The sequence below is a fragment of the Camelimonas sp. ID_303_24 genome, from assembly GCF_053543495.1.
This window is the reverse complement of the sequence record NZ_JBLLJM010000007.1, coordinates 79,063-92,887: the sequence shown is the minus strand read 5'-3', so window position 1 is coordinate 92,887 and position 13,825 is coordinate 79,063. Positions and strand designations below refer to the sequence as shown.

The 13,825-nt window shown below is 65.5% G+C and carries 10 protein-coding genes; 5 read left to right on the top strand and 5 right to left on the bottom strand.

Going from position 1 to position 13,825, the window contains the following annotated elements; all coding sequences use genetic code 11:
• Positions 1 to 248: 248 nt before the first annotated feature.
• The 5 genes from nikA to nikE are packed head-to-tail and all read left to right on the top strand — an operon-like array spanning position 249 to position 5,353.
• A complete protein-coding gene (gene nikA, locus ACERNI_RS09440; RefSeq protein ID WP_448833034.1) occupies positions 249 to 1,850 on the top strand; it encodes a nickel ABC transporter substrate-binding protein in 1,602 nt (533 codons plus the stop codon).
• 53 nt (positions 1,851 to 1,903) lie between these two features.
• Positions 1,904 to 2,848, top strand: coding sequence for a nickel ABC transporter permease subunit NikB (gene nikB, locus ACERNI_RS09435; RefSeq protein WP_448833150.1), 945 nt, complete (start codon positions 1,904 to 1,906; stop codon positions 2,846 to 2,848).
• Entirely contained in the window at positions 2,845 to 3,753 is a 909-nt protein-coding gene (gene nikC / locus ACERNI_RS09430) for a nickel ABC transporter permease subunit NikC (RefSeq protein ID WP_448833033.1), read from the top strand. The genes nikB and nikC overlap by 4 nt, the downstream gene beginning before the upstream one ends.
• Positions 3,750 to 4,562 carry an ATP-binding cassette domain-containing protein gene (locus ACERNI_RS09425; RefSeq protein ID WP_448833032.1) on the top strand — a complete coding sequence of 271 codons (813 nt, stop codon included), beginning with the start codon at positions 3,750 to 3,752 and terminating at the stop codon, positions 4,560 to 4,562. The genes nikC and ACERNI_RS09425 overlap by 4 nt, the downstream gene beginning before the upstream one ends.
• A complete protein-coding gene (nikE, locus tag ACERNI_RS09420; RefSeq protein ID WP_448833031.1) occupies positions 4,559 to 5,353 on the top strand; it encodes a nickel import ATP-binding protein NikE in 795 nt (264 codons plus the stop codon). The genes ACERNI_RS09425 and nikE overlap by 4 nt, the downstream gene beginning before the upstream one ends.
• Positions 5,354 to 5,482: 129 nt before the next feature.
• Here the strand turns inward: nikE and ACERNI_RS09415 are convergent, their stop codons facing one another.
• The 5 genes from ACERNI_RS09415 to ACERNI_RS09395 all read right to left on the bottom strand — a co-directional run bounded on the left by ACERNI_RS09415 (position 5,483) and on the right by ACERNI_RS09395 (position 13,659).
• Positions 5,483 to 7,627: a TonB-dependent receptor gene (locus ACERNI_RS09415; protein WP_448833030.1), complete on the bottom strand. Its 2,145-nt coding sequence runs from the start codon at positions 7,625 to 7,627 to the stop codon at positions 5,483 to 5,485.
• A gap of 199 nt (positions 7,628 to 7,826) precedes the next feature.
• Complete coding sequence (locus ACERNI_RS09410; protein ID WP_448833029.1) at positions 7,827 to 9,635, bottom strand: ABC transporter ATP-binding protein/permease; 1,809 nt, start codon at positions 9,633 to 9,635, stop codon at positions 7,827 to 7,829.
• Positions 9,632 to 10,522 carry a ChaN family lipoprotein gene (locus ACERNI_RS09405; RefSeq protein WP_448833028.1) on the bottom strand — a complete coding sequence of 297 codons (891 nt, stop codon included), beginning with the start codon at positions 10,520 to 10,522 and terminating at the stop codon, positions 9,632 to 9,634. The genes ACERNI_RS09410 and ACERNI_RS09405 overlap by 4 nt, the downstream gene beginning before the upstream one ends.
• 122 nt (positions 10,523 to 10,644) lie before the next feature.
• Positions 10,645 to 11,352, bottom strand: coding sequence for a hypothetical protein (locus ACERNI_RS09400; RefSeq protein WP_448833027.1), 708 nt, complete (start codon positions 11,350 to 11,352; stop codon positions 10,645 to 10,647).
• A gap of 180 nt (positions 11,353 to 11,532) precedes the next feature.
• Positions 11,533 to 13,659: a TonB-dependent hemoglobin/transferrin/lactoferrin family receptor gene (locus ACERNI_RS09395; protein WP_448833026.1), complete on the bottom strand. Its 2,127-nt coding sequence runs from the start codon at positions 13,657 to 13,659 to the stop codon at positions 11,533 to 11,535.
• Positions 13,660 to 13,825: the final 166 nt, after the last annotated feature.

Below are 13,825 nucleotides of genomic sequence, written 5' to 3'. Positions count from 1 at the left end.
CGCGCTTCGCCACAGCTCCATGAAGCCGTCGCCCCAGGATCATCCGCCCGGGTCGGGCCTCTGGCGTTGGCGCGCCTTCGGGCGGTTTGCGTCGCCCGGACCTGATGGCGCCCATTATTACCCTGTTCCTTACTTTTCCGGAATGGAGATATGGACGCGCCGCCCATATGATGTTTCCATGAAAAGTGCATACTGCCCGCGGAAGGTTCGGGCCCAGACGCCTGAACGGGCGCAATTCAGGATCTTGCATGACAAAGCGCCTCGCCCTCACTGCTGTGGTCGCAATCGGCCTCGCGTTTGGCGCCAGCCTTCCCGCCGCATCGTCGGGCGCCTCCGGCCGTGAGCGCCTGAACTTTTCGTGGCCAACAAACGTCGGCCCGCTCAATCCGCATCTTTATACGCCAAACCAGATGTTCGCCCAGGCCATGGTGTACGAACCGCTGGTGCGTTACCAGGCCGATGGAACCATTGCCCCCTGGCTGGCGCAGTCATGGGAGATATCGGATGGCGGCAAGGTTTATACGTTCCATCTGCGCCCTGGCGTCGCGTTTTCCAATGGCGAGCCCTTCGACGCCGGTGCCGTGGTCGCCAACTTCCGCGCCGTCCTCGCCAACCGGGCCAGCCATGGCTGGCTGGAGCTGGCGAACCGTATTGTTTCGGTGGAGGCGACAGGGCCGCTCACCGTCCGGCTGACGTTGCGCGCGCCTTATTATCCGACCCTGCAGGAACTGGCGCTGCCCCGGCCATTCCGCTTTATCGCCCCGTCACAGTTCCGGGACGGCGGCACGCGCAGCGGCGTCCGCGCCCCCGTTGGCACCGGCCCATGGGTGCTGGCGCAAAGCGCGCCCGGCGAGCACGACCTGTTCCGCCGCAACGAAGCGTATTGGGGCGCGCGGCCGGCCTTTGCAGAGGTGGACGTGAAGGTGACGCCCAACGCCAACAGCCGGGCCATGGCGTTCCAGACCGGGGCCATCGACCTGATTTATGGTTCTGAAGGCGCCATTTCCCCGGACACATTTGCGCGCCTGCGCCAGATGAAAGGTGTCAACGCCAGCGTCTCGAAGCCCATGGAAACCCTGGTGGTTGCCCTGAACAGCAATGCGGCGCCCACCAATGACCTCGCCGTGCGCAAGGCCATCAATCACGCGGTCAACAAGGACGCGCTGGTCACGCGGGCGCTGCACGGAACCCAGACCCGGGCCGACGCGCTGTTCTCGCCGGAAACGCCTTACGCCGACATCGGCCTGAAGCCCTATGCCTACGACCCGGCGCTGGCGGCGAAGCTGCTCGACGACGCGGGCTGGACCCTGGCGAAAGGGGCGCGTGTGCGCACGCGGGACGGCGTTCCGCTGGAGATTGATCTGGCCTTCACCGGCACGGACGCCCAGTCGAAAACCATGGCCGAGGTCATCCAGTCGGATCTGGCGAAAGCCGGCGTGCGGGTCAGGCTTGTGGGCGAGGAGGAAAGCAGCATCAACGCCCGGCAGCATGACGGCCGTTTCGGCATGATCTTCAGCCGCACCTGGGGGCCGCCCTATGACCCCCACGCCTTCGTCAGCTCCATGCGCGCGCCGGCCCACGCCGACTACCAGGCGCAGCGCGGCCTGCCCGACAAGGCCGACATCGACCGGCTGATCGGCAAGGCGCTTGGAAGCGGCGACGAAACAGAGCGCCGGGCGCTGTACCGCGACATACTTACCCGCCTGCATGAATCGGCCGTGTATCTGCCGCTGACCCACCTCACCGCCATCGCGGTCGCCCGCCCGGGCCTTGGCCCGGTGCCGTTCGGCGCCATCGCCAGCGAAATTCCGTTCGAACGCATCGGCAAGGCGCCGGAGACCAGGCCGTGAGCGCCCTGGCCGGAAAAATCCGGGACGCCAGCGACCCTGGCCGGAGCTGGGCCATGATGGGCTTCATCCTGCGCCGCCTGCTGCTGTTGCCGGTGATGCTGCTGGCGGCGTCCGTCATTATCTTTCTGATATTGCGGCTTGGCCCCTCCGATCCGGCGCTGGATTATCTGCGCCTGTCGCGCGTGCCGCCGACGCCGCAAGCGCTGGAAGCGGCGCGCCGCGCCCTTGGCCTCGACCTGCCGCTGGTCGCCCAATACGCCGACTGGCTGTGGAAGGCGCTGCAGCTCGATTTCGGCCAGTCCTACGTGACCAGCCGTCCGGTGCTGCCGGATCTGCTGCATTATCTGCCCGCCACCCTGCAACTGGCGGGAGCCGCGCTGGTCATCACCCTCGCCGTCTCGGTTCCGCTCGGCATGTGGGCGGCGCGTCATCGCAATGGACCGCCGGACCAGATTGTCCGGGTGATCGCCGCCATTGGCGTGTCGATGCCGAACTTCTGGCTGGGCTTCCTCCTGGCGCTGCTGTTCTCGGTTCACCTTGGCTGGCTGCCTGCCATGGGCCGCGATGGCTGGAGCACGCTCATCATGCCCGCCGCCGCCATTTCGTTCATGACCCTGTCGATCAACGCCCGGCTGCTGCGCGCCAGCATGCTGGAGGCGGCCGGCCAGCGCCATGTGACCTGGGCGCGGCTGCGGGGGATGTCGCCGCGGGCGGTGGAGCGGTCGCACGTGCTGCGCAACGCCCTGCTGCCGGTGATCACCGCCACGGGCATGTATGTCGGCGAACTGATCGGCGGCGCCCTGGTCATCGAAAGCATTTTCGGCTGGCCAGGGGTTGGACGCTATGCGGTCTCGGCGATTTTCAACCGCGACTATCCGGTGATCCAGTGCTTCACCCTGCTGATGGTCGCCATCTTCGTCATCTGCAATCTGATCGTCGACATCGTCTATGCCTGGGCGGACCCGCGCGTGCGGCTGGCGGCGGAGGGCGCGCCATGAGCAGTCTGGACGGTGAACTGGCGGGCGAACGGGCGGCCAGCGATTCGCCCCTGTCACACGCGCGCGGGCGCGCCAGCTTCTGGCGGGAGGCCCGCTGGCCGGCGCGGATAGCCGCCGTCGTCGCCGGCGCCCTCGCGCTCATCGCAATGCTGAGCCCGTGGATCACGCCGCACGATCCCAACGCCGTCGATCTCGCCATCCGGCTGCAGCCGGCGGGCGCGGTCCACTGGCTCGGGACGGATCATCTGGGGCGGGATATCCTCTCCCGTCTTATGGCGGGCGCGGCCGCATCGCTTGGCTCCGTGGCCGTCGCCATGGCGCTGATCCTGACGGCCGGGATCATCATCGGCGGCGCCGCCGGCTTCCTTGGCGGGCGGATTGATCAGGCCATCATGCGGGTGGCGGACATATTCCTGACCTTTCCGACCATTGTCATGGCGCTGTTCATGGTTGGAGCGCTCGGCGCCGGGCTGACCAATGTCATCATCGCCATCGCCGTGACCCACTGGGCCTGGTATGCGCGCATGGTGCGCGGCATCGTGCTGTCGTTGCGGCGGCGGGATTTCATCGCCGCCTCGCGTCTCGCCGGCGCCAGCCCTGCGCAAACCTTCGTCCGCCACCTGCTGCCGGCAACCATGGCGCAACTGCTGGTGCTGGCGTCGCTCGATATTGGCCACATCATGCTGCATGTTTCGGGCCTGTCATTCCTTGGCCTCGGCGTCACGGCGCCAACCGCCGAATGGGGCGTGATGCTCGCCGACGCGCGCGAATATGTCTGGACCGAACCGCTGCTGATGTTCTGGCCGGGGCTGGCGCTGTTTGTCAGCGTCATGGCCCTCAACACCCTGGGCGACGCGCTGCGCGACCGGCTTGATCCTTCCCTGCGCGCGGAGCACGGCCATTGACCTCTTCCGGCGCCCCTTCTCTCACCCCTGCCCGCCTCGCCATTCGCCAGCTCACTGTGGAAACGACGCGCCATGGCCGCGCCGTGACGCTGGTCGAGGATGTGTCGCTGGACATTCGCGCCGGTGAGACCCTCGCCCTTGTCGGCGCCAGCGGCTGCGGCAAGTCGCTAACCTGCGCCGCCAGTCTCGACGCCGCGCCGCCCGGCGTGCGGCGCACTGCCGGCAGCATCCTCGTCGACGGCGTCGAACAGGCGCCTGCTGATATCCGGGGCCGGCTTGTCGCCACCATCCTGCAAAACCCGCGCAGCGCCTTCAACCCGGTGCGGACCATGCGCCAGCACGCCATGGAAGGCGCTGGCGCGCGCGGCGCTTCCACCGCCAGCCGCGAACAGCGCATCCGCGCCGCCATGGCGGACGCCGGGCTGGAGGACCCCGACCGCATCCTGGGCCTGCACCCGTTCGAAATGAGCGGCGGCATGTTGCAACGTATGATGATCGCCCTGGCCCTGGCCAGCGGCGCGCCGTTTCTCTTCGCAGATGAACCAACCACCGATCTCGACCTGATCGTCCAGCGCGACATCCTGAACCTGCTGCTGCGCCTGACCCAGGAGCGGGGGCTGGGCGTGCTGCTGGTGACGCACGACATGGGCGTCGTCGCCGCGCTGGCCGACCGGGTGGCGGTGATGGCCGGCGGGCGCATCGTCGAAACCGCTCCGGTCATGGACATTTTCAACCATCCGGCGCATCCGGCGACGCGCGATCTTCGCGACGCCCACCTGTCCCTGTACCCCGGCAGGAGCGCCGCATGAGCCTGATCGCCGCGCACGGCATATCGCGCGTCTATCGTAACGGCCTGCTGGGGCGGGGCGGCAAGACCGCGCTTGACCAGGTTTCGCTGGATATTGCCCCCGGCGAATGCGTGGCGCTGCTCGGCCGCAGCGGCTGCGGCAAGAGCACCCTGGCGCGCCTGCTGGCCGGGCTGGAGCGGCCAGATGCCGGCGAGGTGCGCTTCGCCGGTCGGGCGCTATCAACATTCGGCAGGGCGGACTGGCGGGCCTTTCGCCGCGCCGTGCAGCTGGTGTTCCAGGATCCGGTGGGGGCGGTGAACCCGCGGGAAACCGTGTCGCAGATCATCGCCGAACCCCTGCGCCATTTGCGCGGCCTGAGCGGCGACGCGGCAACCACGCAGATCCAGGCGTTGTTGCGCGCGGTGGACTTCCCGGCCGATGCCACGGACCGGCTCCCCCAGCAACTCAGCGGCGGCCAGTTGCAGCGGGTCTGCGTCGCCCGGGCGCTGGCGGCCGAGCCGCAATTGCTCATTCTGGACGAAGCCGTCTCGAACCTCGACCTTCACCTGCAAATCCGGATGCTCGACCTGTTCGCGCGCCTGAAACGCGAGCGGGGCGTGGGCTATCTGTTCATCACCCACGATCTGCGGCTGGCGGAGCGTTTCTGCGACCGCGTGCTGGTGATGGACGATGGACGCCTCGTGGAGGAAACCCGGGTGGGCGGCGCCTTCGCCCTCACCTCCAGGGAAGGGCGGGCGCTGCAAGACGCCATTTTGCCCGCCATGCCGTCCAGGCGCGCCCGGGCGGGCTGACGCGCCGCCAGGCGGCGGCCGCCCGGAGCGCCCGGAGCGCAAACTCCAGAGCAAGCGGGCTTCGACCCGCCTGCGGTTTGCGCGCTTTCGCGGCGCGAAGCCGCCCCCGCCGTGCTGGAAAACGCCCCGTCAGAACGTCATGCGCAGGGTCAGCGAGGCGGTGCGCGGCGGGCCGAGGCGCCACATGGATGAGGCCAGCTCGTGATGCGCTGCGCCAGAGGTCGCATAGATCGTGTCGAACAGGTTGGACACGTTGAAATCGAGCTGCATCATCTCGTGCGGCTTCCAGCGCAGGCCGGCGTTAACCACCGTATAGGCCGGCCGCGTCATGGTGTTGGCGTCATTGGCCCATGTCTTGCCGACGTATTGCAGGCCGCCAAACACGGTCCAGTTGTCCATGAACGTCCAGCTCGCCCAGATATTGGCGACGCGACGGGGGACGTTGGCTGGGGTTTTTCCGGTGTAGTCGCCGTCTGCCTGAACGAAATCATCATAGCGCGCACGCAGCATCACGCCATTGGCGTCAATGCGCAGGCCGTGGCCCAGATCAAAACCGATGGCGGCCTCGACGCCTTCCGACGACTGCTGGCCCACCTGGCGCACGATATTGTAGTTGAGCGGATCGCGCGACAGCATGTCTTTCTTGACGATGTGATAGGCTGAAAACGTCGCCTCGCCCCGTCCGTCAAGGAATGTCGCTTTCAGCCCGCCCTCAATCTGTTCGCCTTGCGGCAGTTTGAAGTTTTTCACGGCGTCGGTGAAGGAAATCAGGCTGGCGACCGGATCGCTTGCCTTGGAGTACTGGGCGTAGACGGCCAGATCCTTCACCGGCGTCCAGACCACGCCGATGCGCCAGTTGACGGAATCCAGGGTTTTGGTCAGCGTATCGCCCTTGAACGGATTGTCCCGGCGCAGATGCGGACTGTCGTAACGCACGCCGCCAATAATGGCGATCTGTTCATTCAGCTTCAGCCGGTTATCAACGAACAGCGAATACTGATCGAGCTTTGCGTCGATGGTCTGCTTGATCGTATAGGGCCCAAAAAATCCTGGCGCGCGGCCGAACAGCGGAACGATCGAGGAGCCTGGATAGGGCGAATTGTCATATTTTTTGAAATCGACATGATTGAGTTCGAAGCCGACCACCGTCTCATTGGCCATGCCAAAGATATTGCTGCGGACTTTCGCGTCGGTGCGGTTGCCAATCTGCTCGAACTCATGGCGGATGGCGATGTAATCGTTGCGTATGATATCGCGCGTCGCCGGCTGCCAGGTGTAATTCTCGACGTTTCGCCAGTTCTTGTAGCTTGAAACGTAATACGTGCGGCTGTTTACCTCGACATTGTCGGACGGCGTCCAGCGGGCGTGCAACTGGGTGAGATTGTCTTTGAACCGCAGATCATTGTCAGCAACATTGTAATTGCGCTTGCGCAGGCTGGACAGCAGTTCGCCATTGACCAGCGGCGTTGCGTAATAGGCCGTCGGTTCGTTGTAACCATAATCTTCCGACAGGGTCAGTTGCAGATCTTCATTGACCTTCCAGGCAATTGCGCCTGAAAAGGCGAGCGAACGGGTGTCGTCGCCTTCCACCCAACCGCGGCTGCCGCGGGTGACCACGCCAAGGTTGTAAGCGACGCGGTCGTTGATGGGCCCGTTGCTGCTGACGCCAACGCCAAACATGCCAAAGGAGCCGGCCGAGGTCATGATCTCGCTGCGGCGTTTGTCAAACTGCGGCTTCTTCGGAATGACATTGATGGCGCCGCCAATGGCGCCCTCGCCATAGAGAACCGAGGCGGGGCCACGCAGCACGTCGATGCGGTCGACGGTCCACGTATCGAAGGGGAAAGTGATGGCGCCCCCGCCCGCATACATCCGCACGCCGTCATAGAGACGGGTGATGGAGGTTGCGCCGGTGAAGCCGCGCATCGACAGGGCGGTTCCGCCGTTTCCGGGCTCGCCAATGAAGGTGACGCCGGTGGCGTTCTGGGTGATGGCCTGTTCAATATTGGTCTGGCCGCGGTCCTGGATGGTCTGGCCGCTGATGATGTCGATGCTGGCCGGCGTTTCCATCGGCGTCAGATTGAGACGGCTGCCGGCCTGGGTCGGCGTGTTGAGATTGGGGCCCGACCCCGGCTGGCCCTGACCCGTCACCGAAATGGTGTCCAGCGCGATGACGCCCCTGGCGTTCTCGCCCTGGGCTTCCGCCAGCGCCCCTTGCGGCGCCAGCGCCCCCGTAATGGCCAAGCCGGCAATGGCCGGAAAATAACGCAACATGCCTATGCCCCCAGCAGTATGACGTTTTGAGATGAACATCATACTTCCGGTTTGTCCATGGCCAGCGCGCCTGGAAAGCTCAATAGCCACTGAATTGTCCAGACCAACGACGGCGCGCTGCCGCCGAAGCCCGAAACGGCGCCGGCAAAGCGATGGCCGCCTTGCCCGGAACCATCATGCAATCGTTGCGGCGGACGCCCTACGCCGTCGCAACGCGGAGCGGGGCGATATCTCCTGTCGCTCCCGGCTCAGGCCAGGAGAGGTCAATGGTCCGCACCGGGCCAGGCAGGGGCGGCGGCCGGTGGGTGACGATGACCAGGGTTGCGCCAGGCAGGCGGCGGCGCAACAACTGGAACAGGTCGCGCTCCGCCTGCTGGTCAAGCGCGCTGGTTGCCTCGTCGAGAAACACCCAGTCAGGCGCCGCCGCCAGCACGCGGGCCAGCATCAGGCGCTGCTGCTCGCCGCCAGAAAGCCCCTGCGGACTGGCGTGGGCGATGCAGTGGCCACGGGCGCAACCGGGTTCCGCGGTGGCCGGCGCCCAGGTTGCGGCGCGGCCGCCAAGACCGACAAGCTCCAGCAACGCTTCCGCCTGGCCGGCGGTGAACGCCCGCTCTCCCGGCCGGGCCTCCTCCCCGTCCGCCAGCAGGCGGGCCGGGTAGACCGCCGCCTGGTGCAGGTCGCCAAGCGGCAGATAAGGATGCTGCGGCAGGAACATCGCGCTGCCCGTGGGGCAAACGACCCTGCCCTCGCCATAACGCCACATGCCGGCCAGCGCCTTGAACAGGGTGGATTTACCCCGCCCGGAGGCGCCGCGCAGCCACACCGTCTCGCCGCGCATCACGGTGAAATCCGGAATGCGCGCGATAACGCCGCCGTGGGGCGATATCAGGTTGAGGCCGCGCGTCTCCAGTTGATCGACGTCGCCGTGGGCGACGGCGATGCCGGATGGCGCCCCCGCCGCATCGCCCATGCGCAAACGAAAGCCGTCGAGACGTCGCGCCGCCGAGACGAATTCCGCTAGGTCATGATAGGAAAAGATGAACCACGACATGGTCTGGGTGACCTGCTGGAAAGCCATGTTGAGCTGCATCAGGCCGCCAAGCGTCACGTTCCCCGCGAAATAGGCCGGCGCCGCCAGAAACAGCGGCAGGCGCATCGTCGACATCATGTAGGGGCGGATGAAGCAGCCGACGATGAACTCACGCCGGATCAGATGGCGCCAGTTGTCGACAATGCGGCCGAAGCGCTGGTCGAGAATCCGCCGCTCGGCGGGTTCGCCCGCCTGCAGGCTGACGGCGCCGCTGGTTTCGCGCAGCCGGCCCAGTGCATAGCGAAAATCCGCCTCACGATGCTGCTGCTCCATGTTCAGCGTCATCAGCCGCGCGCCGAGCAAGTGGGTGGCAAGGCTGGACAGCAGGACATAGATGGGCGCCGCCCACACCATGTAGCGGGGAATGTCGACGTCAAGGCCGATAAAGCCAAGCGGCAGCGAGAAGGTCGACAGCGACCACAACACGCTGAAATAGGTGAACAGGCCCACCACCATGGTGATGACGTCGAGCGCCTCATTCAGCAGCCGGCGCACGAAAATCTCGCAATCCTCGGCGATGCGCTGGTCGGGGTTGTCGACATGGCTTTCCGGCTGGCCGGCGTGGGCCAGTCGCCAGTGGGCGCGGGAATTGAGCCAGGCGTCCAGCATCGCGCTGGTGAGGGCGCCGCGCCAATGGATGATGCCAATCTTGCGCACCCAGATGGCGAGCAACGCCAGGGCCGAGGCCAGCGCGATCAGGATCAGGAAGACGCCGATCTGGGTCAGCGCCGCCGATGCGTCCATCTTCTGCAGCGCATTGTAGAATGCGGCGTACCATGCGATCAGGCGCACGTTGACGTAAACGCTGGCAAGGTTCAACGCGAGCACGCAGCCGAAGCAGATCAAACCCGCCCTGCCCCCCGGCCCTGACAGGCACAGGCGGAACAGCCCCCAGATGCAGCTGGCGAGGGCTTTCATGACGCGGCCTGCCCATTCGCGGCGACGGGCCGGGGCTTGCGCTCCGCCGGCGGCTCTGGCGGATCGAGCCGGAACAGGGCGTCGGCCATGCCGCGGGTCTTTTCCAGTTCGATCGTGTCCGCGCTGGCCGGCAGCAGCACGCCGATGCTGTCGACGCCAAGATCCCGCAACTGGAATGGCGTTCCATGGCCAAACTCCAGATGGCCGCGACCGATAATGCCGATGACCAGCCGTCCGGGATCCGCGGCCAGAGCGCTGGCGATATTGCAGGCGAAAGCCCGGTCCCAGCACTGCTGGGCGCGCCAGAAGCGCGCGAAGGCCGGATCATCCGGGCCCGTAACGGCGGACCGGCGCACGCCCAGGCCCCACAGGTAGCGGCGATATTCCGCCGTCGCCGGGGCCGCGGGGGTGAGGCCATCGCGCTCCGCCTCCGGGATCGCATCCCAGCCCTCGATGCCGACGCGGGTGACCAGCGGACGATGGCAATTCAACGCCAGCATGCGCACCTTCTGCTGCCGGCAAAAATAAAACAGCGGCAGGTAGATCTCCGGCGGGAAACCCCACACCGCGTCCCATTCGCTGGCGACGAGGAACTCCGCCGTCGTCAGGGCGCCATCGACCCATGCGTCCAGCACCGGCTGGAGGCGGCGCGGAAACATCTCGAAGCCCACCGCCATATGCGGGCGCAGCGTGTGCAGAAAAGCGCACATGTGCGCCTGCCAGCGGTGGATCTCGGCGATGTCGTGGGTTTCGCCAAGCAGGACGACGCTCTTGCTGGCCATGGCGCGCAGCACCGCGTCCTGCGGGATCGCGGCGCCGGTATCAGGAGAAATCCACGTGGCGGGCGCATGGGCGGCGCGGGATTGGGAAACGGCCTGGCTGGTCATGGCGACATCCTGTGCGATGGAGCGAACTGGCGGCTGCAGGGTGAACATCAGCCCGATACGGTCGCGGCGTCGGGCAAGGCGCCGGCCTGGGGCCTGCCTCGTGGCAGCCCCAGGCCATGGCTTCAAAGGCCGAGATCGCCGCGCACGGTCAGGCCGGTGGGCGCGCCATGCGCGTCGAGGGCCGTCCACACCGCCTCGCCCTCCGCGCCTTCGCGGCGCCAGTCCGCGACGGCCCCGCCCTTCAGGTGCAGATGGAAATCGGGACGCATCACATTGATGAAGCCCATGCCGGGCTTGACGCTTTCCGCCACGCCGCTCCACGTCTGACGAAAGGCGGGCCCCTGCACGGCAATGGTGATGGGAACCGCCTTCTCCACAGCGCGGGCAAAGGGCGAAAGGCCTGGATCGCTCTCGTCCAGCTCCTTTCTCTCCGGCATGTCCCTGGGGTCTGCGGCCGGCGCCCCGGTTTCCGGCACGCCGTCGAGCGCGGCGTTGAAGCTCTTCAGGCCCCCCTCCATGACGATGATGCTGAAGATGACGTCGCCGGACGCATCGCGGAAATCGATGCGCGGCAATTCCATGTCCTTCATCTTCCCCGAGCGGTCGGCGACGATGGAGGCGATCGCGCTGGCGCGAATGCGGGCGTCATGGCAGGCGCCGCCGCAGACGATGTCGTCGCCATCCCTGGCGACGGTTTCGAGGCGACCGATGCGCTCATGGGTGGCGCCGCCGAAGCGGAAAACCTGCATCACCCGTGGGATCGCCGGGACGCGGCGCAGCACGTCAAAGGCCGTTTCGTTGAGGAAGGTGCGTTCAGAAGTGGTTGTCATGTGAGCATGTCCGCAAACTGTGCGCGGCGCGGAGCATGGCGTCCGCGCCCCTGGAGGTTTCAGGAAATTGGGGGCGCCGGCGTCGCCAGGCCGGCCCGGAAGTTGACCGGCCCGATGCGGCGACGCCGGCGGCGGGAGCGTCTGTCGGGGGACAAACGCTCCGCCTCAGCCTGGCGTCGGTCAGAAGTTGGCGACGGCGCTGATGCGGAAGGTGCGGCCCGGCGCGGTCTGCAATTCCAGCGGATTCTGGATCGCCACCGCATTGCTGGGAGCCAGCGCATAATTGCCCCACAGCGGCGCCTTGAAGTAACGGCGATCAAACATGTTCAACATCGCGGCGCGGATGGTGAAGGTTTCGTTGATCTTCCAGTTCACATAGGCGTCGAACACAGCGTAGCCGCCCGGCTTGTAAATGCTGTCCGTACTGGCGCGGCTCACGCCCTGGGCCAGAATGCTGCGCAACTCCGCCTCAAGACCCCATTCCGGCTTCATCCACTTGACGCCAAGCGTCCCATTGAGCGGTGAAACGGTGTCGTAGGGAACATAGGCGTCGCCCGCCTCGTATTTCTGCTTGCCATACTGGTACGACAGCGCGCCATTCACCGCCCAATTTTCGTTGAACTGGTATTCAGCAGAAGCTTCAATGCCCCAGATTTTCACCGAACTCAGATTGCGGTAGGTGTAGGTATTGGGGAATATTTCATAGAAACTCTGGATGAAGTCGGTGTAATCCGCCTTGAACACGCCAACCGAGAACCAGCCCTTCTCGAACTTGCCGCGCAGGCCCGCCTCATAGGAGCGGACGCTTTCCGGCTTCAGGTCCGGGTTGGGGATGATGAGGGTGGTGGTGGATGGCAATGATGAATACAGCTGCTGGGCCGTCGGCATCTTGAAGCCTTCAGCGTAGCGGCCGTATATCGAGAAGACATCCGTCAACCTGAAGACCGCGCCAACCTGCGGAATGACCTTGCTGGAGTTCTGCTCACGCGGCTCGCGGCCGGCAACCACCACATAATCGCTGTCGGGACGCGGATTGATATTGTAGTTGGCCCAACGCACCCCAGGGGTGACGATCAGCCGGTCGCCGAACATCCTGATCTCGTCCTGAATGTACAGGTCGGCGCGCCAGGTGTCGGAATTGGCGAAATTGAAGCCGCCGGCGCGAGCCACGGTCGTGGTGTTGCGGGTGCGGTTGTAGACCGCGCTCTGGCGGAAATAATCCGTGGTGGTGGTGTCGCCCTGGAAGCCATAGGTCAGGTTGTGACGCGCGCCCAGCAGATCGAAATGCGAGGACAGCTGCACGTCCGCCTGCAGGAAGTCCTCCCGGTAGTCCAGAATATCATTGGTGATGACATACTGACGCGACGTGTTGATCTGGTGACGCCAGCTATCGAGCGCCCGCTTCTGCGGTGAGTAGGAGACATTCCAGCGCACACTGTCGAGGAACGGCGCATTCACCTTCCAGTCATGGCTGAAGGCTATGCGATACCGCGTCTGCTCCTGGTTGCGGTTGTACTCGCCGTTGTATGAGCGGTTGGTCTGCAGACCATGGTCATACATCTGGAACACGGTGCTATCTGACGAAAACATCTCGCCAGCCAGCTTGAACTCGTGATCGGCCGTCGGGCGAAACACCAGCTTGGACAGCATGTTCCACGTGGTTCCGCTGAGGGGGTTCAGTTCATTGCAGCGGATGGCGCCAGATACGCGCGGACACCCCCAGAAACCTCCATCAGCGCGCGCACGCCCCAGCTTGCCCTCATTGTAGGTCTTCTGGTTGACGACGACGATGCCCTGCCACTGCGGATTGAACTGGGCCGCGAACATGGCGGTCTTGCTGAAAGAGTTATCGAAGCTGTCGAAGGATGTTTCGACGCGGCCGGCCCATGGTTTGCCCTTGTTGATCAACAGATCGTCGGGATCGAGCGTGCGGAAGGCGACGATGCCGCCCAGCGCGTCGGCGCCCCACAGCACCGAGCCTGGCCCGCGCACGATCTCCACCGCCTTCAGCGTCGGCATGTCGGTGAAATTGCGGTTGCCGTCGGTGATGCGCTCCTGAATGCGCGAACCATCGACCTGCATCTGGACGCGGTTGCCGCTCACGCCACGAATGGTGAAGCCGCCCAGATTGCCCCAGGGATCGGTTGCGGTCGTCTGACGGTCAACCGAGACGCCTGGCTGGTAACGCACCAGTTCCTGATTGTTGTTGATCTGGTGCTGGTCAATGTTGTCGCGACTGATAACATTCACCGTGCCAGGAATATCCAGCAATTGCGTCGGCTGGCGCGTGGCGGTGACAGAGATCATGTCCAGCGCGATCTCACCGCCAGCGGGAGCCGCCTCGGCCTGGGATGTTTGGGGCGCCTGGATCGGGGCCGCGCGCTGCCGCCGGTTTCCTTGGGGTTGCGCGGCTGGGGCAGCCCGCGCGGCCGCGCCGCCGGAGGCCCGGCTGTCTGTTTCCTGTGCGATCGCC

Bases quoted from the DNA above. Each gene is read 5' to 3' on its own strand.
- nikA (WP_448833034.1), top strand. From the start codon at position 249: ATGACAAAGCGCCTCGCCCTCACTGCTGTGGTCGCAATCGGCCTCGCG.
- nikE (WP_448833031.1), top strand. From the start codon at position 4,559: ATGAGCCTGATCGCCGCGCACGGCATATCGCGCGTCTATCGTAACGGC.
- ACERNI_RS09400 (WP_448833027.1), bottom strand. From the start codon at position 11,352: ATGACAACCACTTCTGAACGCACCTTCCTCAACGAAACGGCCTTTGAC.
- nikC (WP_448833033.1), top strand. From the start codon at position 2,845: ATGAGCAGTCTGGACGGTGAACTGGCGGGCGAACGGGCGGCCAGCGAT.
- nikB (WP_448833150.1), top strand. From the start codon at position 1,904: ATGATGGGCTTCATCCTGCGCCGCCTGCTGCTGTTGCCGGTGATGCTG.
- ACERNI_RS09410 (WP_448833029.1), bottom strand. From the start codon at position 9,635: ATGAAAGCCCTCGCCAGCTGCATCTGGGGGCTGTTCCGCCTGTGCCTG.
- ACERNI_RS09395 (WP_448833026.1), bottom strand. From the start codon at position 13,659: ATGATCTCTGTCACCGCCACGCGCCAGCCGACGCAATTGCTGGATATT.
- ACERNI_RS09415 (WP_448833030.1), bottom strand. From the start codon at position 7,627: ATGTTGCGTTATTTTCCGGCCATTGCCGGCTTGGCCATTACGGGGGCG.
- ACERNI_RS09405 (WP_448833028.1), bottom strand. From the start codon at position 10,522: ATGACCAGCCAGGCCGTTTCCCAATCCCGCGCCGCCCATGCGCCCGCC.